Below are 23,293 nucleotides of genomic sequence, written 5' to 3' on the forward strand. Positions count from 1 at the left end.
GCTCCTCCCTGAAAGGATTCAGAACACCATTGAGGAAAATCGGTAATGAAAAAGTTTTCCGGAATCGTTTTATATCGGGCTCTTCCCGTCTTTTTATTCCTCCTTTTTCAATGCAATAATCTAGGTTATGCAGGTCCGGGAGGCGTGAAAGGAAGCGACGCGAAGTTAAAGATCAAAGAAGCTGTCAGCGACGAAAACGATCTATTCGTTGCGCAAGTGTATCCTCTCCTCATAAATCCTCCGAGCTGTACGAATTACGGAGGAGCCAGAAGTACGCGTCTCAGCGGGTATGATGCCTTGGCTTTCAAGAGTCTATTGGCAAAACTTCAGAACCTCCAAATTTCGGATACGGTCGTATATACCCAATCCTCTTTGGACAAATGCACCTCTACGATCCGAAACATAGGAGTGAGCTTGGATGTACAATTCGCCCAGTCCGTCCAGCTATATGCGACATGCAACACCGCTCCCCAACCGATCGATTTAGGCTCCTACGTCATCTACGAATCTTGTCAGTTGGACGAGGTGGGTCTCATCCAATGGAACAAAACCAAATTTCCTTGAGGAAATCAAAGACTGTCTTTTCGGGAAAATCGTAAGCATAACTTGCGAGGTTCCGGATCGAGAGCCGGACCCAAAAGGTCCGTTTTCCGGAAATACGGAGCCGAAGTCGCAGACATAGAATCGATACTACAATCCCATCTGAGGATTCCCACCGATAGGACGATCTCGCGGGTTTCTCCCGGTTCCAGTTCCAGGACGGCAGTCTTTTTTTCTTGGATCGTATAGCGAAAGATCCTTTTTCGATCCGCGCCTTCTTGCCGGAAACCGAGATCGCCTCCGAGGAAGATCCGTCCGGGACTCCCGATTTTCATGCTCCCTTCTCCTTCCAGAATATAGGATTCGCTGATCCGATCCGGAGGGAAAAAAGTACCGAAACGGGAGAGAGGCTGTCCGAAAAAAGGAAGGCCTAAAACAGTCAGACAAAGTATGATAGGGACGTAAATTTTCGGACCAATGGCCCCCCCCCTTCTCTTACCGTTTAAGGATAATAGAAGAATCCAAAATAGGATCTGAGTCGATCTCAAAAAAAACCATTCCTGAAACCAGGAGTATACGAAAATTCCGAGCGCGGCCGAAACCAAAATCCGATGCGCTCCCCCTCTTTTCTTCGTCGCAAAACGGATCCCTCTATAGAGGGCGCCTCCCCAAAGAAACAGATACAGAAACAAACCGGATAACCCCGTCCCCACCGCGATTTGCAGGATTTGATTGTGGGTCGAATGCAACCTCGTGCCTTCGCCTTCTTCCTTTAATACCTGTTCATTGGCCCATCCGTACGACTCCATCCCCCAGCCGAAGACCGGCGATTCTTGGAGTAGAAGCAATCCGGCGGAAAAAAGTTCCTTTCGCTCTTCTCCCAAGCCCGGGAAAAATTCCGTCTTTGCAAATACCAACGGAAACAGGACGGAAAGAGAGATCGCCGTAACGACTGTAAAAAGCGCGAATTCGGTACCGAACGGGAACCTCTTCCGATGCGCGAAAAACTGCAGGACGGAAAACAGTAAACCTCCGACGAACAAGGAGAAAAAAGGTCCTCTTGCACCCACCAAAACGAAGATGGCAAAGAAAACCGGGATCGGGAATAGGACTAGGAAAAATTTCCGAAGATTCGAGCTTCCCTTTTTAACGAAAGAACGGATGGCCAGAAAAACGAACGGCGAGCAAGCCACTAGATACATTCCGAACCAACTTCTGTTCCAAAATAAGGACTGGATACTGCGGGACTGGAAATCGGGCACCAAAGGGAGAACCCGATGAGACAAATCCCGATCCACATATCCTCCCAACCAAATATGATAAAAATCTAAAATTAAGGATATTTTCGGAGAAAGAAATTCGCCGATTCCTAGCACGATCGAAATCGCAAATCCAGTAGTCACTCCCGCGATCACGGTATTTCCGATCCGCAAAGCTGGTTTCTTTTCCGTCACGCCGATACAAAGAAACAGTATTACGGAAACGAATGTGGAAAAAACCGTCCTAAACGGAAAAAACGGTTCAAGCTCTCCGGACCGAAAGAAGAAATAGGGAGAAAGATGGTAATGTTCCCAATCTTTCCAAATCTCCGGCTGCCAGAACGTTCCTAAGACTCCGGTAAAAATCAAACCGAGACAAACCAAGCCCGTTCGACTTTTCAAAAACGTTAAAACGCGAGTATCTGCTCGCCTGCTTCTGAAAAAAACTCCCAGAATCCAAACGACCGATAAAAAATCGAAAATCTCCATGAACCTGCCGCCCGGATGGTTTCCGAAAAGAGGCAAGGAAGCGAAGAGTAGAAAGAGTGCGAATCTAGACCGAAAAAACGAGATGAGAATCCAGATGATTCCAAGACCAACCGTCGGAATGCGAAAAGAAGGAGGATAATACGGTAAAAAAGAGAATAAAACCCCTAACGGAAACAAAGAGAGAAAAAGAAAACGGAACCTTATCCCTTTGCTCCGGAGCCGAGATCGCAAACGCAAAACCGACAAGTTACGAATAGAATTCATGCAAGATGACACAATCGGACCATTTCGTTTACCAAAGATTCCTTTTTTGTTCTACTCTACCAAAAAGGCTTTCGTTTTTTAGTATCCTGAATCGACTAACTGCGGAAATTTTGGTAAGAAACCATGGCTTCCTCCGTTATTCAGTTTCCAGAGACGAATCTATATCCGGATCAGAACCGGTTTCGGATCGTCTTTACACGAAACGTTTGTTCTGTCGAAACGGAAGAGATCGGATTGATTCTCGCAAAAATCCAGGATGTGAATCCCAAGTCGGTCGAGTTGAACCTGGAAAGCGTAGTCGCAATCCCTTCCCTCATTTTGAACAGAATCCTGAAATTACTGGCGGAACTGAAATCCAAAGGAATTCCCGTGGAAATCAAAACGAGCGAAGGGTTGAGAGCCGTTTTGAACCGACTGAAAATTTCCCTACAGTAAAAAGGTTTCCGTTCGGATTCTGTAAAGGTCAGTCCCAGAGCGATTGAAAGCAGATCGGGGAATCTTTCAGGTAACTATGATATCCCGGCTTTTTCACACATTCCTCTTCAGTGGAAGGAAAATAATCGAACCCTCCCCCCTGGTACCGGATACGGCAACACCCCTTTTGCTGCTTTTTACCTTCCAAATCTTTTTGCTTGGACTCTTTACTTGCGGAAGAATCTTCTACGACTAGGATCCGATCTGTATGGAGGCTTCTCGGAAAATAAGGATCCGTGAACGAGGATGTATCTTGCAACGGCAATAAGGCGGAAACCACTCCGACTAAAACGGTAGAAACCTTTCGCCAAAAACGCATAACTATCATGTATCGATTCCCGGCTTCTTCCGCAAATCAAAAAAGAGAACCTTTCCGTTTCATCCCTTCTTTTTTCACTTGACGTCCTTTGAATAAGGAATCCAAAAGAATGGTCCTCTGTTTTCAGGCCGGTCTTTTATGTCGAAATTCAAGATTCCCAATTTAGTAAATAATTTATTTCTATCCGTTCTTCTGTTATCCCCGCTCTGCGTCGAAAATCTATGGGCGGAAACGATTCTATATAAGAATGGGGATAGAATTTACGGAACCGTAATCGACCAGTCGACGGATAAAGTCGTGGTCCTAAAGGACGATAAGAAACAATCGATTCCCAAAAACCTGATCCTGAAAATAATATTCAAGGATGTAAAGGACGAGACAGAAATAAACAGAATCGTCGAGGCCGAAAAGAAAAAATTGAACAAGGAAGGCAAGAAGACGGAAAAAGAGGAGCAGCTCGACACAATCGTACTAGAGCAGATGATCAAGGAAAACAGTTATAAGATCGTTCAAAAACGACTGGCCTTGGTCGAAAAATACCTCGAAGAGCAGGACGCCACTTGGGAAGAATACATCACCGCGAAACGCAGTCCCTGGGATCCCGTCTGGAGAGCCGCGATACTACCGGGTTGGGGGCTGAGCCACATGAAGCAAAACGGCTATGCGCGGACTTACCAGACTTTTTTTGTCCTCTCTCTACTGGCCTATGTCGGCCTAGATCGGGCCGCCCACGATCGTTCCGATAAATATAAGGAAAAGACGAACGATCTAATATTTAAGGATCCTTTAATATACTCCCAAGTAAATGCGACATTACCTGCCGCGACGGCCCAATTGTTTATACAGCAGGATCAGATTTCTAAGCTGGAAAGTCTGAATTCCATCAAGAACCAGGAGCACAGATATTCCGCCGACGGACATACCGCTCTAGGACTCACCGTTTGGATCTATGCACTCCAACTGGCTCACAGTTATCTTACCGGCCGCAACTGGGCAAAGCACAACGTCATAGAAACCCCGTCCGGAGAGTCCGCTTCCGCGGGATTCAATTTCAAGAATACGTATGGACCGATCGCGGCCGGAGGTGCTGTGATGCGCGAATATAGATCGGAAGTCAGGTACGTGACCCTATTCTAAAGTAAGTTTTCTTTTCGGAGAAGGCCGGAAAGCGAGCGGACAATTCGGAGAACCTCGGAAATGTCCGTCCGCTTTCCCTGCAGAGGAGTTAAGCGATGGTGACTTCTTTGGACAGATATACGTCTTGGATAGCGTTCAAAAGCGCGACTCCGTCCTTCATCGGTTTTTGGAAAGCCTTGCGTCCGGAAATCAGACCCATGCCCCCAGCTCTCTTATTGATCACTGCCGCTTTTACCGCGTCTCCCAAGTCATTCGAGCCGGAAGGTCCTCCGGAGTTGATCAGTCCGATCTTACCCATGTAACAGTTCGCTACTTGGTACCTTGCCATATCGATCGGGTGCTCGGAACTCAGATCCGTATACATCTTGTCGTCTTTCTTTCCGAATTTCAGATCCTTGAATCCGCCGGCATTGGTTTCCGGAAGTTTTTGTTTGACGATATCCGCTTCTATCGTGGCTGCCAGGTGATTGGCCTGTCCGGTCAAGTCCGTCGCGATATGATAATCGGTTTTGTCTGTCTTAAAGGAATCGTTCCGCAGATATGCCCACAAAATCGTCACCAAACCGAGTTCGTGTGCACGATGAAAGGCTTCCGAAATCTCCTGGATTTGACGGGAACTCTCATCGGAACCGAAATAAATCGTAGCGCCGACGGCTGCAGCACCCATATCGAAAGCTTGTTCCACATTCGCAAATAGGATCTGATCGAACTTATTCGGAAAAGACAGGAGTTCGTTGTGATTGATCTTTACTACGAACGGAATTTTGTGCGCGTATTTTCTGGAAACCAATCCCAGTACGCCCAAAGTGGATGCCACAGCATTGCAGCCGCCTTCGATCGCGAGTTTCACTATGTTTTCCGGATCGAAGTAAGCTGGATTCTTAGCAAACGACGCGCCTGCGCTATGTTCGATTCCTTGGTCTACCGGAAGAATGGATAGATATCCCGTACCTGCCAAGCGACCTGTGTTGTAAATGGACTGCAAATTACGCAGAACCGAATTATTCCTGTCGGTTTTGGAAAAAATATCGTCAACATAGGAGGGACTCGGAATGGTGAGGGATTCCTTGGAAATCGTCGTAGATACGTGATTCAATAGGAAATCCGCCTCTCCGCCGAGTGCGCTCTTGATTTTGTCTAACATTCCTGTTGCTACCTTAATGGATTTGGATCTTGGTGCCCAGTTTTTTGGAAAAGCCGAAAATTTCCATCGCTTTTCCTCCCTAAGAATTCCGGCAAAATCTAACGGCAGGGAACGGGCAAACGAACGATAAAGTCCGTCCCGGAAGGGGATTTCCGAATCAATAATCTTCCGCGATTGGACTGAATGATTCCGTAACATACGGACAACCCCATACCCACCCGGGTATCATCCGACTGTATGATTTCGAAAGGCTGAAAAGCGTTATCAGGATCGATCTCCAGTGAGGAGGATCCTGATACCCGAATTTCAAGAATGGAATCCTCCGCCTTTTCCTCCTTATCCCGAGGACGGAATTTAGCGGAAAGTCGGATTCCTCCCTGTGCAGCCATCGCGGCCACATAATAATAAAGTAAATAATAAAGAACTTCCTTGATCTGACTCTGTTTTAGGTAGAGTTCGGGCAACTCTTTGGAAATATCCTTGTTAAGTTCCAGATTCTTGGATTGGAGAAGAGCGGAAATCATTCCCTCCACAGTCGAAACGATCTCTTCGAACCGTACCCAAGTAGCCTCTTCGTTATCGGACTTGGAGAAAAGAATCAGGTTCCGAACGATCCCGGAGATCCTTTCTCCCTGTTCTATGATCACCCTAGCGTAATTCCGGATGTCGGCCTCGACGTTCTTGTGATTACGAATAATGTTTCCGTAATTGATAATCCCCATGAGCGGATTGTTGACCTCGTGAGCGATACCCGCCGCCAACTTTTGGATCGAATCCAACCGCATTTCCGACTGGATCACTTTTTCCATTTCGGAAATTCTCTGTTCGGAGACCGTCAAAAGGGAAAGTTCCGAAAACGTGATGATGCTTCCGATAATGCCGCCTTTCTCGTCTCTGATGGGAGAGACTCGGAATCCGACCCGAACTTTCTTACCGTCGAGACGAACGAGTACCGCCGGAATATAGCGGAGATTATTTCCCCAATCGGAATAATCCTCTTCGGATTCTCCGAACTGGGTTTGGATAAAAGAAAGTACCTGATCCCCGGACTGTCCCATCGCTTCCGAAAGTTTCCAACCGGTTAACTCCTCGGCGGCATGATTCAGGAAGATCACCTTGCCGTCCTCGTCCAGGGAAACTGCTCCCTCGGATATGCTCTGGATCACGTTGCGATACTCGTTTCCGCTTTCCTTTACCTGTCCAAAGCGCTTCTGTTGTCGTAAAGCGATCTCAATGGACGATTTGAGTTGGTGATTCTGAAACGGTTTCGTAATGTACGCGTATGTGGACGCCGAATCCATCGCACGCATAAAAGTGGAATCGTCCGTGTATGCCGTCATGAATACGATCGGGACGTCCTTGATTCTCTGGATGGTTTGTGCGGTTTGAATTCCGTCCATATCCCCTTCGATGGAAATATCCATCAATACCAGATCCGGATCGGTCTCCTTAAAAAGCGTCTGAGCGTCCTGTCCGTTCGCGGCGACTCCCGCGACACGATAACCTAGATTTTGGAGGGTCTTTTGGAGGTTGAAGGAAAGCAACCATTCGTCCTCTACGATGAGTATGTTCGGTTGCTCGGAAGAAGTTGGGCTCATAAGTCGTTTATCAATGATTGCTTTTTTAGCCCCGAACGGAGACTTCTTCCCCTCTTCGATATCCTTCCACGTTAGAGGGAATTGGGAAATCCTTTTTTTCCTTCTTCCGTTTTTCGGTTCGGCATATTTTAGAATTTCTCGAAAAGGTGACTCTGATTCTGACCTATTTTACGAAAAATTCCTTCAAATTCCCTTAGATTCGCCTTTCACTTTCTTTTCCTGCTCGTTTAGAATCGATAAAAAATCCTTGAATCCGGATCTCTACGGAAATAGACTCTAGCCCAGAGGTTATCATGCTAGTTAAGGAAATCTTGGAAAAGAAGGACCAAAAGATTCTTTCCGTGGGACCCGAAACAACCGTTTGGGAAGCGGTTCGCTTCATGACCAAGTATGACATCGGGTCGGTCATTGTCCTAAACGGTGGAAAACTCGCCGGAATTTTTACTGAACGCGATCTACTTCATTTCTCCTCTACCGATCGGGAAAAAGTATTCGATAAGACCGTCGGTGAAGTCATGTCTACCCAATTGACTACCATGACACCGGGTGATCAAGTGGACGACGTGCTGGCAATCATGCTAAAAAAAAGGATCCGTCACATGCCGATTTTCGACGGCAATCGCTTGGTGGGAATCGTTTCCATCGGAGACGCGGTAAAGGCCAAAATCGCCAAAACGGAAGAAGAAAACAAAAACCTCAAACGATATATCTATAGCGAGTCCGGCTTTATCTGACAAAGATTTTCGAAATCGGATTGCCGGATTCCGATTCGCTCCAAGAATGATTTCAGGATGAAATTCCTACTCTTTTTACTCTTGGGGTACCTGCTTTTCCGTACCTTGCGCAGCGTTTTTTTCCACGAGAAACATCCTCGTTTTACCGTCGTTTTTAAGGACTTTCCTCAGAATTCTTCCGGAGGAGAAAAGGACATCTCCGATCGGGCCAAAATCCTGAACTCGAACGATTCCGAAAAGAGATGAAAAGAAATCTCCTCCGAGCGCTCTCCGTCCTACTTTTCTCTCTTTTTTTCGGGACCTGTCTCGGGATGAAAGGTGAATTCGGATGGGCTCTGCTGGATGAGGACCAATTGGATTTTCTGGAAAAGAAAATGACTCACGTCAGCGAATTCACTTTAACTCGCGAAAAGCTCGTCTTTCCCGGAGATAAGACTCTAGTTTTTATCTATAAATTTTCCAAACTTCCCGACCCGGAAGCTCCGACCTATGTCAGCCTGAGCAGATTCCAATTGGGATTCAACGAAATCGAAGTCAGCAGAAAACGTCCGGACCTGTCGACCTCCACCATACGCGGAAGTTTTCGTGATTTGCCGGAGGGAAAATACCTTCTCAAGGTATCATACGACGAAGAGGTGATCGATAGCGTGGAATTCCGGATCGTATCACCCGAAGGCGGCCAAGAAGAAGACGAGGAAGCCGGGACCGACTCCGACGATATCAAAAAGTATTCCAAAACAAGAACCGAATAGTACGATTAGGGGGAATCTCCCGCCAAAGGATCGCGTGGATACGGGTCCCTTAGGATTCCATCTTCCAGAATCCTGTTGATCCTCTCGATATTCTTTAGAGCCAGATTGATTTCCGTCTGATTCCCCACTTTCAGGATCTCTTCGTTGTATTTTTTGGCGGACCGAAAATCTTTTTCGTATTCGAAAAGTACGGAAGCTCTTTGCATCGCTTTCGGGCCGGGAGAAGTGTCCAGCTTGGTCCGAACCACATCCATTCTCTCCTTCGCTTCCTCCAGTTCCAGGTTTTTTAATCTGTACTGGGCCATGTCCTGGTCGTTGGTCTTTTCCAACAGTCCCTTCTTAATGGACAATAACTCCTTCTTTCCTTCCGAGTATTTGTTCTCTTCCTTTTGCAGATTTTCCCTGAGTTTATCGTAGGAAGCCACCGCTTTGAGGAGTTCCGACTTTTCCAATTCGGGTTTCTTTTCAAAACGGAATAATTTCGAAATTCCTAGATGTGCAAGTACTTCCATCCGGAATCTTTCCTGGGAATCCGGAAAGGACAGTTCGGATTCCGTGGCCTGTTGCTTCTCCCTTTCCTGCAACCAAAGGGAATAATATTCGTTCGCCTTTTCCAAATTTCCGATGCGATTCTCGAAAAAGGAACCGAGTTCGAAGGAATACAAGGATTTCCGCGCGGGGTCCGGCTCGGTCTTATGGTATTTTTCGTAATAATCCGAGGCGGGAACGTACTGCTTCAATTCCGTGTATAAGGAAGCGACTTCTCTGTAAACGGACGAGATCTCCGCATCCGATCGATTCTCCTTTAAAGCAAGGGTTAGAAACTTGAGATAGAAATCCAGAGACTTGGCCTTCTTACCTGCGGAACGCAATTCCTTCGCTAGCTCCAGTACCACGTCCGAATATTCTGGATCCAAACGAAACGCCAGCTCCAGAAGTCCGGCGGTACCGAAAAAGTCCGTGTTCCTTTTGTAGTCGAAGAGAACGAATATCCCCTGGCCGCTGACCGAGGTTTTGTTCACCACTTTCAGCCTTTCCTTGTTTTCGTTCTCCGCTTCCCTGACTCGTTTCGCTAAGTCGAAAACCGCCTGAGCATCTTCCCTGGATTTCTTTTTAAAAAAAGGATAATAGTTTTTTTCGAAGGACTCTTTGTACGCGAGATCTGCTCGTTTCAGATTTTCCTCGGTTTGTCCCACGTTCTGCTTGGCGGAAGCGAGGTCGGCGGAAGAAGTCCTTCGCTTCTGTCCGTTTTCTTCGAAAATCAATTCCGTTCCGCGTACGTTCGCGGCTTCTAACACATGGACACGATCCTTGGCACGATTCCACTCCTTGCCGGCATTTTCCAATTCCTTCTTAAGCTGGCCGTGTCCTTTTGCTCTTTTGATTTCGTCGGAATCGTAAAGTTCCAAGATTCTACTCTCCTTGGAAAACGCCTCTTCCGTATGGGAAAAATCCCGGTATCTCAAAGCGGTGATCCCTTCTTCCAAAGCCTTGAAGTTTTGTTTTTTCTTGGAGTATTCCTTTCCGAGAAGGGAATGCAATTCGAACAAGATCGGAGAATCCCTCAAGACGGCGGCGTCGGTGATATGCCCGACCATTTTCAAAATCAGCAGTCGGAGGGAGTTCCTGTCGGTTTTTTCCGTAAAGATCTTTCCGAGTCTACGCTCTTCCTCCGTACGCTTCGGATCCACGAACTGTGCGTAGTACGGATCCAGTAGATTTCGGATAAGAGAAATCGAATCGGCTCCTTCTCCTTGCGTAGATAATGTTTGTTTTAATTTTGCGACTTCTGCGGGAGGAATGGCCTGGTACGGAAGTTTGTAGATTCCTGCAGGATCCAATCTTTGGTCCTGCTCGTCCGCCAAGAACCGGTCGCCCGCCCCGATTCCGAAAAGGAATACGAGGAGAACGCCCGCTTTCAGGCGTGATCGATTCATTTTGCCGCCGTGCCCAGCTCCGAAAGTTCTTCCGAACCTAGAATCTTTTCTATATCGATCAGAATGATGAATCGATCGTCTTTTTTACCGACCCCGGTAATGTAACGGGAAGAGATCCCTTTTACGGAAGGAGGAGGAGGATTGATCGTGTCCGGAGGAAAGAGAGCTACGTTTGCCACCTTGTCCACGATGATCCCGACGGACTCCCCTCCGATCTTGACCACGATCGCACGATCATAGTCCACTTCGTGAATTCTGGGGATGTTCAATTTGATCGTCAAGTCGACCATCTTGACTACCTTGCCACGAATGTCCATGATCCCGGCAAAGTAGTTCTTGGAACGAGGAACCCTTACGAGATTATGAATCTTAATGATCTCGTCCACCAGGGTGATCGGAATCGCATATTCCTCTTCCCCCAGATTGAATAGAATGTATTGGTGTTCGATTTCGGCGGACATTCCCCCTCCTTAGAAACGGGTGTATCCGTAATAATAAAAATACGACCCGGCTCCCAAGAATAAAATCACCTTGAAGAACAACGGATCGCGTTTCCTCAGTATCCAGTCCAATCCGCCAAAAAGCAAACCGAAAACCGCAAGGGAAAAGCCGAGCAGGTAAAAATCCAGATACGCATACCAGATCCCGAATGCTGCGCTTAATCCGACGATCAAATCTTGCAAATCCCCCCAAATACGTCTCCGTACTCGGCGCCAAAAAGGTTCGGAGGGAGTCCTTTCTCCGAAGATTCTTTCCCAAAAAACCGGCGTTTTACGGATTCCGAAGACATGGTCGTACCTCGTGGAGACTTCCCAAGGTTTTGCCTCCTTTCTGTCCGGCAATCCGAGAGGTTCCGTGGAAACACCGTACGCCCCCCCTACCACTTGGAGAGCGTCACGGTCCGGTAGGGAGGAAATCAGATCCCGGAACGGAGCAAATCTGGAATACAAAGGATAAGAACGCCCCGTACTCAAATCAGTCTCTTTTAAGATGGATCCGTCCCGGATGGTAGAGACGTAAATTTTACCGTTTTCTCCGGCGACTTCGAGAGTGAGCCGGATCTTTCGATCATGATAATGAAAGTCCCCCTGGAGGATATCTCCGTCAGGCGTTTTCGCTTGGTAGGATTTCGTATATCCTTTGGCGGGGGGGAATTCCGGTTTCCACCAGCGACGTAAAACGGAATAATCCTGGAACGCGGTCATACAACGTTCCTATCGGTACATTCGGAAAATTGCTTTAGGTCGGTTCGGATCCGTTTTAGGTTCGGGGGAAATCCGCTGCGAAAATGAGGTGGGCGGCGAGACCGGGATTCGTTTAACGAAGGAACCCGGTCGTCATCAGTCCGGATGAGAATCCGGACTATTTGCCTTTCTTCTTGTGACGGTTAAGTCTTCTCTTTTTCTTCCTTTTATGAGTCGCGATTTTTCTTCGCTTTCTTTTTTTACCGGAAGGCATTCGGTTCTCCTATGGGGTTCCTTCCCTGCCAGAAAATTACTCGGTGTACTTTTGTAAACCTTTATTTTTACGGATCTCGGCAACCATCGATTTGATGTCTCCGACTCCTTGCTTGGAAGAGATAAACAGCACATCGTCTTCTTCCACCACGATCAGATCGTTGACTCCTAGGATTGCGGTGAATTCCTTTCGGGTCTGAGTAACGTTTCCGGAAGATTTATAAAAAAGAATTTCCTTACCGATGTGTCGATTTCCTTGCGAATCTCCCGGGAGCACCCTCTCCAAGGAAAGCCAGGAACCTACGTCGTCCCAAGCGAAGCCCGCCTCGACCATTCTGATCCTAGAACTTCTTTCCATAATCGCGATATCCACCGGATCGGAAGGAAGCAACCGGAACGCCTCCCCCAACTCTCCCGCCTTCTTAAACGGAAATCTGTCCTGCAACGGTTTCAGAATCTTAGGGGAATAGGAGGCGAATTCCTCAAGAATCAGGCTAGTGCGCCAAAGAAAGATTCCCGGATTCCAATAAAAATTCGATTTCTTAATGTACTTCATAGCCGTCTTTACGTCCGGCTTTTCGAAAAAGGACTTCACCTCGAATCCGTTCTTAGTCGGCTTCCCCGCCGCTATGTATCCGTACCCTACCTCCGGACGGTTCGGTTTGATCCCTAAGAGAACCAAATGTTCCTTCGTTTCGGTCAGGGCCTTTTGTATCGTCTTCGTAAATTCCTTATCGGAACTGATCCAAGCATCGGCGGAAAGTACTACCTGTATCGGATCTCCGAACATCTCGCGAAAATAAAGGGAGGCCAACGCGATAATCGGCGCGGTGTTTTTCCCTTCTGGTTCGATGATGAAATTCTTTTCCGGGAAATTCCTCTCCTGAGTCAGGATGGCTTTTTTCAGAGTGGCATTCGTACCGATAAAGATCCGATCCGGACTCGTGATGTTCAAAGCCCGGTTTAAGGTTTCCTTTAATAACGTATTTTTTGAATATACTTTCTGAAGTTGCTTCGGCGTCGAGATCCTGGAGCGAGGCCAAAACCTCTCCCCTTTTCCCCCCGCCATAATCAATACTACGGGTTTTTCTTGGCTCATCTCTACTCCACTTCTTTGGGTTTTCGAGCGTTTTGTTGTTTCTTTTTCCCCAAAGCCTTAGGATCCCCTAAAATGGATTCCGTAGGAAGGAGGATGATTTCGACCTTATCTCCCAGGCTCTCGTACAGGACAAACTCTTTCATTTCTGGATTCTTTTTTAAAAAATCCCTATATGCTTCCCAGCGGTTCTTGGCGGCGGACAATTTTGCCTCCTCCTGGACCAAAAACAATTCCGCTTTTTTGAGGGATTCTAGCTTCTCCTGCTTTTTCGCCAAAAGGTAATTCGGATTTCGGAATAAATTATTGATTACGATCGGATCTGGGACTCTCAATTCCAATATCCGTACGGACTCCAATGTCAACCAGGGAAAGGAATTCGCAATCCCGGGCCAGGAATCCTTCCTAAAAAAGGCGGAAAGGGTCTCTTTGGTTAGGTTCGGGTTCTTTTCATCCTCGATTCTCGCCCGGAGCTGGGACAGGAAGATTCCCGCCAAAAATTTTCTCCTCGCTGATTCCGTCCTTCCGCCGGAAGAGAACCATTTTTTAGAATGTTCTCCCTCCAGGGAAAAATTGACCTCGAATCTGGCGAGAATGCTTCCCTCCTCCGAATCCTTGGGAAACAATCCGGAAGACAGATCGTATTCGATCCGGACTTCCTGGGACAGGCCACGAAGGTCCTCTCTGGAGACCGAATGGTCCCAGAATAGAAATACCCGAGGCTCGTAGGCAAACCCGGGCCCTCGAATGAAGGAAAGAAGTCGCGAATCGGAGGACCAGGTTACCAAGGACTCTCCTTCTCCTAACACATAAAGCGGATAGGCGAGGCAAAACGCGCCCGCTAAAACGAGGAGAAGGAGAAGGATCCTACCGAACCATCGAATCATTTAAGCGGAAGGAGTTTCCTTCGCGGCTTCCTCTGTATACAGTTTGATCACTTTCGAAGGAATGATGGTGGAAATCGCGTGCTTGTAAACTAAACTCTGCTTGTTTTCCTGTTCCAGGATGATCGTGAAATTATCGAAACTTACGACCTTGCCCTTTAACGGAACCCCGTTCAAAAGATAAATGGTAAGCTCTAACTTTTCCTTTCTTGCGGTATTTAAAAGTTGGTCCTGGATATTATTTTTCGCAGACATAGGTTTTATCCGTTTTATATATTTTGTATATTTTCGTACGCTTGGGTCGGGCTCACCGGAATCAAAAAGGATCGTTTTCGAAACCAAGTGATCTGTCGCTTCGCATAATTCCTGTGGGATTGGCTTAGATCCCCAAAGAATGTCTCAAGATTGGACTTTCCTTTAATATTTTCAAGCGCGAAATTATAACCTAATGAGGAGAGACCCGGGCAATCCTCCCCGTACCGCTCCGCGACCGCACCGGCTTCTTCCGCCAAGCCGTCCGAAATCATTTTTCTCGCCCTCTCGTCTATTCTTTCGTACAATTCTTTGCGATCCAAATCCAAAAAATAACCTGCTAAAATATTCAAATTTCTAGTTATTAGGGCGCCACTACCTTCCTCTATTTTTAATTCGGACCATCTGGCTCCCATGAGATTCACTTCGAGAGCCCTGCCGTAACGATACTCGTCGTTAGGGGAAATTTTTTCGAAAGCGATCGGATCCATTTCCTGAAGAAGAGCGATTTTCTCCTCCAGATTCATTCTTTCCACCCTATCCCTTACCTCCGGCGTCACCTTGGGAACGGGATACATTCCGAATAAAAATGCATTCAAATAGAATCCGGTTCCCGAGGTCAAAACGGGAATTTTTCCCCTAGACAAGATTGAATCCAAAGCTGCTTCCGCGAGTGCGGAATATTTTGCCGCGTCCACGGATTCGGACGGGGGAATCATTTCTACTAAATGGTGTCGGATGCGATTTCGATCCTCGGGAGACGGGGAGGCCGTTCCGATCGGAAGTTCTTGGTAGATTTGTCTGGAATCAAAGGAAAGAATCTCAAACCTGGCGGGATCCAATTCCCGTACCAGAGCGGTTTTGCCGGCTCCCGTAGGAGCCGCAAGTATGACGATAGGAGAAGCGGTGCGAATTATTCCTCCTGCTCCTCTTCTTCGTCCTCCTCTTCTTCCAGAGGTTCTTCCACAATCGTTTCTTCGTCTTCGAAGCCTACTTCCGCATCGTCCTCGGCGATATTGTCCTCGAGGAATTCCTCTTCTTCGATCCTAGGACGGGCCGAACGGCTCTTCACTACCGGCTTCTTGTTTTGGTCCGCACCGCATTTCGGGCAGATTTTTTCTTCCTTATTCAAATCGTAAAATTTCGTCCCGCAGGTATGGCAGGTGAATTTTTTACCCAACGGACTTAAGGCATTTTTACTCCCGGCGAATTTTCTGAGAGAGGAAGAACCGGCGGCAGGCTTAGCGGAAACTACGATTTCCTTCTTTTTCGCCACGACCTTTTTTTTAGGGGGCGTTTTTTTGACCGGAATTTTCTTTTTCGGAGCCGGTTTTTTCTTAGCCGTTTTCTTAGCGGTTGCCATTGGAATTGACCATCCTGGAATACCGAAAACCGGATTCAAGCACAAAACCTGCTGGAAATCTACTTTCCGAATTCCCATCGAATTTTCAAGATAGAACGCGAAAGGGTGCAAATGATCCATCTTAGCGTGAACGTAAATAAAATCGCGACCTTACGGAATTCCCGGGGAGGAAACCACCCGGACCTACTCCATTTCGCAAAATTGGTATTGGAAGCGGGAGCCCACGGAATCACGGTCCACCCCAGGGAAGACGAGCGACACATTCGAAAATCCGACGTTTTTGCGCTGAAGAATTTTCTGAAACAATACAACGTTTCCGGAAATACTAAAGTAGAATATAATATAGAAGGAGAGCCCTCTCCCCGTTTTTTGGATCTCGTCCTGGAGGCCGCTCCGGACCAGGCGACGTTAGTTCCCGTTATACCCGGAGAGATCACCTCCGACCACGGATTCAACCTCAAAACGGAGGGAGAATCCCTTTTGCCGTATATCGAATCCTTTCGGAAGGCAGGCATTCGCGTTTCCCTTTTCGTGGAAACGGATCTAGAAAATCTAAAGTACGTTCAATCTACGGGGGCGCACCGTGTGGAATTCTATACGGGACCTTATGCGGAAGCGTACGACTCCTCTCCCGAAAAGGGAAAAAAAAGCTTCGAACTCTACAAAGTAGCGGCGGATTCCCTTATCGGAAAAGGGATCGGCATCAATGCGGGACACGACTTGGACCAATTCAATCTTTCCGTTTTTTCCAAGCTACCCGGATTGCAGGAAGTCTCCATAGGACATAGGCTGATCTCCTACGCATTGGAGGTAGGAATCAAGGATTCGATCCGGTCGTATCTGAAAGCTCTTTCGCCAAATCCTTAAAACGCGCATAAGCGGAGTCTTCGGACAGGAGCAAAAAGGCGGCCTTCTTTAGTTGGAGGGCCAATTGTTTGGAAGTCTGACCTTCTTTGGAGAGATCTTCCAGACTTTTCCGAAACGTGAACAAATGCTTTTTGGCGCCGAGAAGATCCTTAGCGGACACCGAAGCCCGAAATTCCTTCCAGGATCGGGTAACTGGATTTTCCGACGGCGCCTTGGGATTTCTTCCGAACTCTCCCGCAAGATCCCAGACTTTCCTGTATGGATGGTTTTTTTCCAGGGTTTTATAATATTCTAACGAAGGTTTGCGGGAATTCGGTTTTGCCGTCGCAAGGACCGCGGAGTCGATTCCACATTCCTGAAATATTCCCCGAGACAAAGTCTCCTTGGAAATCTCTCCGGAGGAAACTAAAGGGGAAATCCAGCCGGACGCCTCCGCTTTTTTCCCCTCTTTACAGGCTTGGACGGCTTTTTTAAGCGCTTGCTCCCCCTCGTCCAGCCGATCGTTTTCCGAAGCCGGCTTCAAATCCGAAAGGGAATTCTGAAAAACTAATTCCGCATACAAAGGATCCTTCGGGTCCGACGTTTTTGCCCTTTGGGAATATTCGGCCGCAAGTTCCTTCTCCCCCATCGATTGGTACAATACCGAAAGATTATAACAGGCCAAACCTCTGTCCGGACGAAGGGACCTGCAAGCGGATCTTAAAAGTTTTAAGGATTGCGCTCTCTCTTCCTCCGTTCCGTAAAAATCCAGAATCGCCTGTTCTTGGATCAACTCGGCTCCGAAGCGGCCCCCTCCGGGAACGGATACAGACGAGCAACCTAGAGTTCCCAAAAACAGGAAAAATAAGTTCAGAAAAACGAGAAACAAGGTCATTTGCTTTTGTCGATTTTATTTCTCCCGGAAACGAAGGGAACGCCTTTTCGGGGGAATGGATTGACAGACCCTTTACGAGGTGGAAAATGATCGAAAACAACCCGACCGGCAAGAGGAACCGAATTGAAAAGCCTGAGATCCCTCTCTTTCTCCTTTGTCTCCGTCGTACTCTGTACGAGTATCTTTTTTTGCGAGCCTTCCTCGGGACACACCAAGACCACCGCGGATTTTACCCTAAAGGATTTCGACAGCGTGGTCAAGACAGTTGATCGGAACTACATCGATAAAAACATCGATAAAAACCGCGCCTACAAGGATGCGGCGGTATTCGCTCTTTTCTCCCTCCCCCATCCTTTGTACATGTATCCCGAAAGTTATTTCAAAGACAGGGAAAAATACGAGGAACCCGACGATATTTTCCCGGGCAAAACGTTCAAGCTCTCTGCCGAAGATAAGTTCCTGTTGCTCGATCCGGATTATAAGGAAGTGGAAAAAATTCGGGATCGAAAGCTGAAGGAAGAAGCCAACAAACCCAAATTGTCGGGTGAAGAAATCCTAAAATTGGTGGAAAGGGAGAAAGTCCGCAAGGCGGTACTGTCCGCAAAATGGGAGCAGACCAACTTCTCCAAAAAGGACTTCGATCGAGTTCTCGCTTTCGTAGAAAAGAATCTCCAAAATTATACTACTTCTCCCCTCAAAGATCCGTTCGGCTCGGAGGAAAACAAGGACAAGGAACCGTTCTCCATCAAAGATGTCTATCTTGCCGCGGCGAACGGATACCTTTCCTCCTTGGATCCTCATAGCCAGGTGTTTCTGAAAGCCGTATGGGAAGAATCCATGGCCAAGATCGAGGACGGAAGCTTCGAAGGAATCGGAGCCATCCTGAGCGGAGGCGGAAACAAGGAAGTAGTAGTGGAGAACCCGCTGGAAGGAAGGCCGGCCGTCAACGCCGGAGTGCGTGCCGGTGACGTCATCCTTGCCGTGGATGGAAAGTCCGTCAAAGGAATGATCCTGGACAAAGTCGTGGAACGCATCAAAGGGAAAAAGGGATCCAAAGTCAGCCTGACGATCCGCCGCAAAGGTGTCGCCGGAACCTTGAATATAGATGTGGTTCGCGATACGATCGAAATCAAAAACATCGCGAGCAAGCTCCTCGACGGCCATACGTACATCGGTTATATCAAATTGACAGGATTCGTAAAATCGGATCCTTCCGTAGATAAGGAATTCGTACAGCACTTCCGGGAATTGGAAAAACAGGCGCAAGCCAAAGGCACGAAATTAAAAGCGCTCGTGCTCGATCTTAGAAATAACCCGGGCGGGTATCTGGACTTGGCGATAGACCTGGCGGATATGTTCATCACGAACGGACTGATCGTTTCCGTCAAGAGTCCGAACCGTAGCCCGGAAGATTCGAATGCCAGAAACCGAGACCTAACGGATCTCCCGGTGGCTGTATTGATCAACGCAAAATCCGCATCCGCGTCCGAGATCGTCGCTTCGGCACTGAAGCACCACGGTAGAGGATTGATCTTGGGAGAACGTTCCTTCGGCAAAGCTACGGTTCAGAAACTGCAGGAACTTCCCGGAAACGGAGCTTACTATATCAAACTGACCCAATCCAGGTACTACTCCCCTTCCGGGAACACCATACAAGTCGTAGGAGTAAAACCGGATGTGGAAGTTTCCGGAGAAGAAGACGGCAGCTTTCCTTTCCACTATAGGGAAGAAAATATGTGGAACCATTTGCCCGAGCTTCCGTCCGCAGCGGAGGAGAAAAGCCATTTCGACGTAAAGAAATTGGACACTTGGGTAAAGGCGAACGGAAAAGCGGATAAATTCATCCAGGAACACAAGAACGATCCGATCAAACCGGACTATCAATTGATCCGATCCATCGATTACGTGGAAGCTCTCATCAATACGGGCGCCAAACGCAAATAAACGAAGTCGAAAGCCCGCGATCTCCTGATCGCGGGTATTTTCCGGGGACTTAAATCATGCCAAGAATTCGGACCGACTTTCTGATTATCGGGAGCGGCATTACCGGACTTTTCCAAGCCTTAAAGTTGGTTCCTTACGGCGACGTAACCATCATCACCAAAAAGTCGGATTACGAATCCAACACGAACTACGCGCAAGGAGGCATTGCATCCGTATTTGCGGAGGGAGATAAATTTGAGGACCATGTGCGTGATACTCTGGAATCGGGAGCGGGACTCTGCGATCCGGAAGCAGTACGGATCCTGGTCCAGGAAGGCCCGGCGCTAGTAAAGGAACTCCTCGAATACGGGGTTCCGTTCAATCTGGATTCCCAAGGCGCGTTCGATCTGCATAGAGAAGGCGGTCACGGCACGAGTAGGATCGTTCACGCGCACGACCGGACCGGACGGGAAATCGAAAAAACCCTGCTCGAAATCGTAAAAAGAAATCCGAATATTCAAATCTTAGAATATCATACTCTTGTAGATTTGATCACCCCCCACCATCTGAAAAGGAAAGGATTGATCTGCTTCGGCGCCTATGTATTGTCCAACCATAGCGGAGAAGTGATTCCTATCCTGGCCAAGAGAACCGTACTTGCGAGCGGCGGAGCGGGACAGGTATATTCCCACACGACGAACCCGAAGATTGCGACCGGAGACGGAGTGGCTTGCGCTTACCGTGCAGGCGCTGTGATTAAAAATATGGAATTTTACCAATTCCATCCTACCTCCCTCTATCATGAAAAAGGCGAATCCTTTTTGATCTCGGAAGCGGTCCGAGGTAAAGGAGCGGTATTGCTCGGCATGGACGGGGAACCTTTCATGAAAAAATACCATCCGATGGCGGACCTCGCTACCAGAGATATCGTCGCACGTGCGATCGACGCGGAAATGAAGCGGTCCGGAGCTCCGCATGTTTGGCTGGACATCTCCCACAGACCCGCGGACCAGATCAAGGCCGCCTTCCCTTCCATTTATGAAAAATGCCTGGAACTCGGGATCGACATCACCTCTCAGCCGATTCCCGTGGTACCCGCAGCGCATTTCATGTGCGGAGGCGTGGCAACGGACCTCCAAGGAAAAACGAATATTTCCAACCTTTATGCTGCCGGCGAAGTGGCCTGCACCGGTGTGCACGGAGGCAATCGCCTCGCTTCCAACAGCCTTTTAGAATGCTTGGTTTTTTCCAATCGGATCGCTTTGGATGTGAAGCATACCCCTCCCGAATTCCTGCCGGAACATGACCAAATCCCTCCTTGGAATAAGGAAGGCCTGGTCAATACCGAGGAATGGGTGTTGATTTCCCACGATTTAGTGGAGATCAAAAATACGATGTCGAACTATGTGGGAATAGTGCGCTCCGATTTACGCTTGGAACGCGCATTGCGACGAATGGATCTGATCTTTTCCGAGGTACGGAATTACTACAAGCGCACGATCATAACCGCACCCCTTCTGGAACTCAGAAATCTCGTTTTAGTCGGAGAACTGATTATCCGCGCGGCCCTTTCCAGAAAGGAAAGTAGAGGGCTTCACTATTCCACGGATTATCCGGAAAATAGGGCGCCTTCCAGACATGATACGGTATTGGTGGACGATACCGTCCTCAGAGGATGACATGACAGTCCTCAAAATACGTGGCTGAAATTTACGAATAACTGTTCGTCTTCTCGCGATTTCGCATAATCGATCATGATAATCGTTGCTTGGTTCCAAGCGATCCGGAGTCCGAGTCCCCTGGAATATTTGTAACCTTGGGTTCCGACCTTATGTTCGTCGTCCCAAACCCTCCCGAAATCGAAAAAAGGAACGATATTGAACGCGAAATATTCCCCGCCTACGGATGCTTCCGCGAATTTCCATCGTACTTCCAGGTTTCCCCAACCCATCACTCTTCCGACGAACCGATCCTGCTTGTATCCTCTGAGCGTTCTCAATCCCCCTAAACCGCCGATGACGCCCTCGGTTCCCCATAGGTTTCTATATTCGAAAAACGGAGTATTCCCGTCTGTCAGCCCCATGCCGAATCGGCTCGCCAAGACCAACTTGTCGAAAACTTTCGGAAAAGGACTATAAAAGAATTTACCCTGGGTAAAAAATTTCTGGAAATCGAAATCGGAGCCGATGGCCTTACTGGACTTTTCATACGTTCCTTCGATGAACATCCCGCTGTTCGGGTCCGGCTCGAAGTCGCGGGTATCGTACACTAGTCCGATCCGGACCGTGTTCACATATCCTCCCCCGTATCCCAGGATTTTTCCCGCCTCCTGATCCTCGGTCAATCTAGTCTTACCGTTCGGAACCTTGGCGCCGGTTTTGAACGGATCTCCTCCCAAAACCGGATCATGACCTTGCACGAATTTTCCGTCGAAGGTATGGACGATATTATTCGAAGCTTTGATCCCAGCGACTAACCTCACCGTTCCGCCTACGTACGACCTTTCCGTACTTAGATTGATCATCGGAGTCTGGATCTCGTACCGATTGTACATCCGGTCCGTAACCACGAATCCCGGCTGACTTGGAATCCCGGTATACGTGTTGCCGTTGTAGCGTACCGGATCCTGAGGTCCCCCGGGACGCCAATAATCCAGATTGTCCGCTTGATTTTGGTACGTCGTATTTGTATATAAATTGCCGCCCGGTTGGTTTCTATCCCGATAACTCAGGTTTTTCATGGAATCTTCCCCGATTCCGAAATACAAGGTGGTTGGGGTGATCGTCATAAAAGCGTCCGCCCTCAACCTCCACTGCGTATTCGCGATGAACGGCATATCCAAACTGAGCTGATGGTACTGCGCGTTCTTATTCGTGTCGAAGTACTGCGCAAAAAAGCGCAGTCGGTACGGGGTATAATCGAACAATGGATCGGTTTTTTTCCCGTTATTGTACGCGTAAGCGCGAACCCCGTATCCGATCCCTTCGTTAGGATCCGAATTGATAAGCGGCAAACCGGTCGGATACCAACCTTCCTTTTTTTGATCCAGGTCCTTTTTACAGAGCTGCTTGGTAGGATCCATAGGAAAAGGAAGGTTCGTTCTGGGAACTGGTTTTTCGCATCCTCCCGAGGGAGGAGGAGCTTCGGAGCGGATCGATTCGGCAGTAAATGCGAATATTAGAATATAAAGAAATTGGATCCTATGAATCTTCATGGCTACAAGCCAATTCGGAGATCAGGGTCGGACGCAACGGATATAATATCGGCTAGTTTTGGACGCCATAAAATCGGCGCCGAACTGACTCTGCGCAAAGCTGACCGCTCTTGCTGTCTGTCCCGAGGAATCCTGCTCGTTGGCCCAGGAACTCCAATAATAATCCTCGATCGTATCCGGAAATTTGAGGAGCATTTCGTTTCTACCCGAAGAACCGAGAGCTTTCAACTCGCCGTACGTCGCCACCCTCCAATCCGTTTTTCCCGCAGTCCTGTCCGAAGAACAGTTGTTAAAAGCTTCCGAAGAACCTCCTACGCCGATTTGGGAAACGTTCGTAAGAGTTTGAGGAGTAGAAACGGTATTGCACGCGTTGGAAGTCTGATTGCAATATTGGTATTGCGCGGCGCCGAATCCGGAATTCGAAATGCCTCCTCCTTCGCAGGAATAACCTCCGGAAGTATTTACGTACGTTTGGCCTTGGGAACAAACCTTCCAGGTCAACCCGGTCGCGGAATTCGTAATCGTTCCGTCTCCGTTGGAATGAAAGACACTGAAAAAGATCGCACCCGCAATCAGGAGACTTGCATCCTCGTTCTGGAACCCCAGAGTGTTTTTTGCCGGTTTTTCCTCGCATCCGATCACGGATAGCCCCAAGGATAAGATCAAAAGTGCCGCTTGGTAAGAGAAACGGAAACGTTCGAATTTTTTCATGACGA

General features: G+C 48.1%; 24 protein-coding genes. 9 read left to right on the plus strand and 15 right to left on the minus strand.

The genetic code is table 11. The annotated features are described in order from the left end of the window. The first annotated feature begins 45 nt into the window (after positions 1-45). Positions 46-564 carry a TIGR04452 family lipoprotein gene (locus tag EHO60_RS02460; protein ID WP_135766594.1) on the plus strand — a complete coding sequence of 173 codons (519 nt, stop codon included), beginning with the start codon at positions 46-48 and terminating at the stop codon, positions 562-564. A 5-nt stretch (positions 565-569) separates the two neighbouring features. Here the strand turns inward: EHO60_RS02460 and EHO60_RS02465 are convergent, their stop codons facing one another. After that, positions 570-2,288, minus strand: a complete 1,719-nt coding sequence (locus EHO60_RS02465) for an O-antigen ligase family protein (RefSeq protein ID WP_167880138.1) — start codon at positions 2,286-2,288, stop codon at positions 570-572. 387 nt (positions 2,289-2,675) lie between these two features. Here EHO60_RS02465 and EHO60_RS02470 point away from each other — a divergent pair, with 387 nt between their 5' ends. Further along, on the plus strand, positions 2,676-2,987 hold the full coding sequence (locus EHO60_RS02470) for a hypothetical protein (protein ID WP_135766596.1): 312 nt from the start codon (positions 2,676-2,678) through the stop codon (positions 2,985-2,987). A gap of 28 nt (positions 2,988-3,015) precedes the next feature. Here EHO60_RS02470 and EHO60_RS17240 read toward each other — a convergent pair whose 3' ends face one another. Beyond that, the gene (locus tag EHO60_RS17240) at positions 3,016-3,354 is read right to left on the minus strand and encodes an LIC_11321 family protein (protein ID WP_246028101.1); all 339 of its coding nucleotides are present in this window, start codon (positions 3,352-3,354) and stop codon (positions 3,016-3,018) included. Positions 3,355-3,483: 129 nt separating this feature from the next. On the opposite strand from EHO60_RS17240, the gene EHO60_RS02480 reads away from it, so the two are divergent. Further along, positions 3,484-4,482 (plus strand): LA_0442/LA_0875 N-terminal domain-containing protein, encoded by a 999-nt coding sequence (locus tag EHO60_RS02480; protein ID WP_135766597.1) that lies wholly within the window; start codon positions 3,484-3,486, stop codon positions 4,480-4,482. Positions 4,483-4,570: 88 nt separating this feature from the next. On the opposite strand, the gene EHO60_RS02485 is transcribed toward EHO60_RS02480, so the two are convergent. After that, a complete protein-coding gene (locus EHO60_RS02485) occupies positions 4,571-5,626 on the minus strand; it encodes a class I fructose-bisphosphate aldolase (RefSeq protein ID WP_135766598.1) in 1,056 nt (351 codons plus the stop codon). A 98-nt stretch (positions 5,627-5,724) separates the two neighbouring features. Further along, positions 5,725-7,224: an ATP-binding response regulator gene (locus tag EHO60_RS02490; RefSeq protein ID WP_135766599.1), complete on the minus strand. Its 1,500-nt coding sequence runs from the start codon at positions 7,222-7,224 to the stop codon at positions 5,725-5,727. 293 nt (positions 7,225-7,517) lie between these two features. On the opposite strand from EHO60_RS02490, the gene EHO60_RS02495 reads away from it, so the two are divergent. Genes EHO60_RS02495 through EHO60_RS02505 form a run of 3 tightly spaced genes read left to right on the plus strand, consistent with a single transcriptional unit; the run spans position 7,518 to position 8,710 of the window. Then, the gene (locus EHO60_RS02495; protein ID WP_135766600.1) at positions 7,518-7,958 is read left to right on the plus strand and encodes a CBS domain-containing protein; all 441 of its coding nucleotides are present in this window, start codon (positions 7,518-7,520) and stop codon (positions 7,956-7,958) included. A gap of 57 nt (positions 7,959-8,015) precedes the next feature. Beyond that, complete coding sequence (locus tag EHO60_RS02500; protein WP_135766601.1) at positions 8,016-8,204, plus strand: hypothetical protein; 189 nt, start codon at positions 8,016-8,018, stop codon at positions 8,202-8,204. After that, a complete protein-coding gene (locus tag EHO60_RS02505) occupies positions 8,201-8,710 on the plus strand; it encodes an LIC_12238 family plasminogen-binding lipoprotein (RefSeq protein ID WP_135766602.1) in 510 nt (169 codons plus the stop codon). The genes EHO60_RS02500 and EHO60_RS02505 overlap by 4 nt, the downstream gene beginning before the upstream one ends. Positions 8,711-8,715: 5 nt before the next feature. Here EHO60_RS02505 and EHO60_RS02510 read toward each other — a convergent pair whose 3' ends face one another. The 8 genes from EHO60_RS02510 to EHO60_RS02545 all read right to left on the minus strand — a co-directional run bounded on the left by EHO60_RS02510 (position 8,716) and on the right by EHO60_RS02545 (position 15,699). Next, positions 8,716-10,647, minus strand: coding sequence for a hypothetical protein (locus EHO60_RS02510; protein WP_135766603.1), 1,932 nt, complete (start codon positions 10,645-10,647; stop codon positions 8,716-8,718). Next, entirely contained in the window at positions 10,644-11,108 is a 465-nt protein-coding gene (locus EHO60_RS02515; protein ID WP_135766604.1) for a chemotaxis protein CheW, read from the minus strand. Before EHO60_RS02515 ends, EHO60_RS02510 begins: the two co-directional genes overlap by 4 nt. A 9-nt stretch (positions 11,109-11,117) precedes the next feature. Further along, positions 11,118-11,852 carry a hypothetical protein gene (locus EHO60_RS02520; RefSeq protein ID WP_135766605.1) on the minus strand — a complete coding sequence of 245 codons (735 nt, stop codon included), beginning with the start codon at positions 11,850-11,852 and terminating at the stop codon, positions 11,118-11,120. Between the two features lie 289 nt (positions 11,853-12,141). After that, positions 12,142-13,203, minus strand: coding sequence for a mannose-1-phosphate guanylyltransferase (locus EHO60_RS02525; RefSeq protein WP_135766606.1), 1,062 nt, complete (start codon positions 13,201-13,203; stop codon positions 12,142-12,144). A gap of 2 nt (positions 13,204-13,205) precedes the next feature. Continuing rightward, positions 13,206-14,087 carry a hypothetical protein gene (locus EHO60_RS02530; RefSeq protein WP_135766607.1) on the minus strand — a complete coding sequence of 294 codons (882 nt, stop codon included), beginning with the start codon at positions 14,085-14,087 and terminating at the stop codon, positions 13,206-13,208. Further along, positions 14,088-14,339 (minus strand): RNA chaperone Hfq, encoded by a 252-nt coding sequence (gene hfq, locus EHO60_RS02535; protein ID WP_010411443.1) that lies wholly within the window; start codon positions 14,337-14,339, stop codon positions 14,088-14,090. A 14-nt stretch (positions 14,340-14,353) separates the two neighbouring features. Beyond that, entirely contained in the window at positions 14,354-15,250 is an 897-nt protein-coding gene (gene miaA, locus EHO60_RS02540) for a tRNA (adenosine(37)-N6)-dimethylallyltransferase MiaA (RefSeq protein ID WP_167880143.1), read from the minus strand. Then, entirely contained in the window at positions 15,250-15,699 is a 450-nt protein-coding gene (locus EHO60_RS02545) for a TIGR02300 family protein (RefSeq protein ID WP_135766609.1), read from the minus strand. Before EHO60_RS02545 ends, miaA begins: the two co-directional genes overlap by 1 nt. A gap of 111 nt (positions 15,700-15,810) precedes the next feature. Here EHO60_RS02545 and EHO60_RS02550 point away from each other — a divergent pair, with 111 nt between their 5' ends. After that, entirely contained in the window at positions 15,811-16,566 is a 756-nt protein-coding gene (locus EHO60_RS02550; protein ID WP_135766610.1) for a pyridoxine 5'-phosphate synthase, read from the plus strand. Here EHO60_RS02550 and EHO60_RS02555 read toward each other — a convergent pair. Beyond that, positions 16,517-17,440, minus strand: coding sequence for a hypothetical protein (locus tag EHO60_RS02555; RefSeq protein ID WP_210409310.1), 924 nt, complete (start codon positions 17,438-17,440; stop codon positions 16,517-16,519). The genes EHO60_RS02550 and EHO60_RS02555 overlap by 50 nt on opposite strands. Positions 17,441-17,563: 123 nt before the next feature. On the opposite strand from EHO60_RS02555, the gene EHO60_RS02560 reads away from it, so the two are divergent. Continuing rightward, positions 17,564-19,384, plus strand: a complete 1,821-nt coding sequence (locus tag EHO60_RS02560; RefSeq protein WP_135766611.1) for a S41 family peptidase — start codon at positions 17,564-17,566, stop codon at positions 19,382-19,384. 56 nt (positions 19,385-19,440) lie between these two features. Then, entirely contained in the window at positions 19,441-21,042 is a 1,602-nt protein-coding gene (nadB, locus tag EHO60_RS02565; RefSeq protein WP_135766612.1) for an L-aspartate oxidase, read from the plus strand. Between the two features lie 11 nt (positions 21,043-21,053). On the opposite strand, the gene omp85 is transcribed toward nadB, so the two are convergent. Together omp85 and lsa25 are read right to left on the minus strand one after the other, a co-directional pair. Beyond that, the gene (gene omp85 / locus EHO60_RS02570) at positions 21,054-22,577 is read right to left on the minus strand and encodes an Omp85 family outer membrane protein (protein WP_135766613.1); all 1,524 of its coding nucleotides are present in this window, start codon (positions 22,575-22,577) and stop codon (positions 21,054-21,056) included. Positions 22,578-22,598: 21 nt separating this feature from the next. After that, a complete protein-coding gene (gene lsa25 / locus EHO60_RS02575; protein WP_135766614.1) occupies positions 22,599-23,288 on the minus strand; it encodes a surface adhesin Lsa25 in 690 nt (229 codons plus the stop codon). Positions 23,289-23,293 lie beyond the last annotated feature (5 nt).

Source organism: Leptospira fletcheri (assembly GCF_004769195.1).
Taxonomy (GTDB): Bacteria; Spirochaetota; Leptospiria; order Leptospirales; family Leptospiraceae; genus Leptospira_B; species Leptospira_B fletcheri.

Bases quoted from the DNA above. Each gene is read 5' to 3' on its own strand.
- omp85 (WP_135766613.1), bottom strand. From the start codon at position 22,577: ATGAAGATTCATAGGATCCAATTTCTTTATATTCTAATATTCGCATTT.
- EHO60_RS02520 (WP_135766605.1), bottom strand. From the start codon at position 11,852: ATGACCGCGTTCCAGGATTATTCCGTTTTACGTCGCTGGTGGAAACCG.
- EHO60_RS02500 (WP_135766601.1), top strand. From the start codon at position 8,016: ATGAAATTCCTACTCTTTTTACTCTTGGGGTACCTGCTTTTCCGTACC.
- EHO60_RS02550 (WP_135766610.1), top strand. From the start codon at position 15,811: ATGATCCATCTTAGCGTGAACGTAAATAAAATCGCGACCTTACGGAAT.
- EHO60_RS02515 (WP_135766604.1), bottom strand. From the start codon at position 11,108: ATGTCCGCCGAAATCGAACACCAATACATTCTATTCAATCTGGGGGAA.
- EHO60_RS02460 (WP_135766594.1), top strand. From the start codon at position 46: ATGAAAAAGTTTTCCGGAATCGTTTTATATCGGGCTCTTCCCGTCTTT.
- EHO60_RS17240 (WP_246028101.1), bottom strand. From the start codon at position 3,354: ATGATAGTTATGCGTTTTTGGCGAAAGGTTTCTACCGTTTTAGTCGGA.
- EHO60_RS02505 (WP_135766602.1), top strand. From the start codon at position 8,201: ATGAAAAGAAATCTCCTCCGAGCGCTCTCCGTCCTACTTTTCTCTCTT.
- EHO60_RS02510 (WP_135766603.1), bottom strand. From the start codon at position 10,647: ATGAATCGATCACGCCTGAAAGCGGGCGTTCTCCTCGTATTCCTTTTC.
- EHO60_RS02485 (WP_135766598.1), bottom strand. From the start codon at position 5,626: ATGTTAGACAAAATCAAGAGCGCACTCGGCGGAGAGGCGGATTTCCTA.
- EHO60_RS02465 (WP_167880138.1), bottom strand. From the start codon at position 2,288: ATGGAGATTTTCGATTTTTTATCGGTCGTTTGGATTCTGGGAGTTTTT.
- lsa25 (WP_135766614.1), bottom strand. From the start codon at position 23,288: ATGAAAAAATTCGAACGTTTCCGTTTCTCTTACCAAGCGGCACTTTTG.
- EHO60_RS02530 (WP_135766607.1), bottom strand. From the start codon at position 14,087: ATGATTCGATGGTTCGGTAGGATCCTTCTCCTTCTCCTCGTTTTAGCG.
- EHO60_RS02525 (WP_135766606.1), bottom strand. From the start codon at position 13,203: ATGAGCCAAGAAAAACCCGTAGTATTGATTATGGCGGGGGGAAAAGGG.
- EHO60_RS02490 (WP_135766599.1), bottom strand. From the start codon at position 7,224: ATGAGCCCAACTTCTTCCGAGCAACCGAACATACTCATCGTAGAGGAC.
- EHO60_RS02470 (WP_135766596.1), top strand. From the start codon at position 2,676: ATGGCTTCCTCCGTTATTCAGTTTCCAGAGACGAATCTATATCCGGAT.
- EHO60_RS02545 (WP_135766609.1), bottom strand. From the start codon at position 15,699: ATGGCAACCGCTAAGAAAACGGCTAAGAAAAAACCGGCTCCGAAAAAG.
- hfq (WP_010411443.1), bottom strand. From the start codon at position 14,339: ATGTCTGCGAAAAATAATATCCAGGACCAACTTTTAAATACCGCAAGA.
- nadB (WP_135766612.1), top strand. From the start codon at position 19,441: ATGCCAAGAATTCGGACCGACTTTCTGATTATCGGGAGCGGCATTACC.
- EHO60_RS02495 (WP_135766600.1), top strand. From the start codon at position 7,518: ATGCTAGTTAAGGAAATCTTGGAAAAGAAGGACCAAAAGATTCTTTCC.
- EHO60_RS02480 (WP_135766597.1), top strand. From the start codon at position 3,484: ATGTCGAAATTCAAGATTCCCAATTTAGTAAATAATTTATTTCTATCC.
- EHO60_RS02555 (WP_210409310.1), bottom strand. From the start codon at position 17,440: ATGACCTTGTTTCTCGTTTTTCTGAACTTATTTTTCCTGTTTTTGGGA.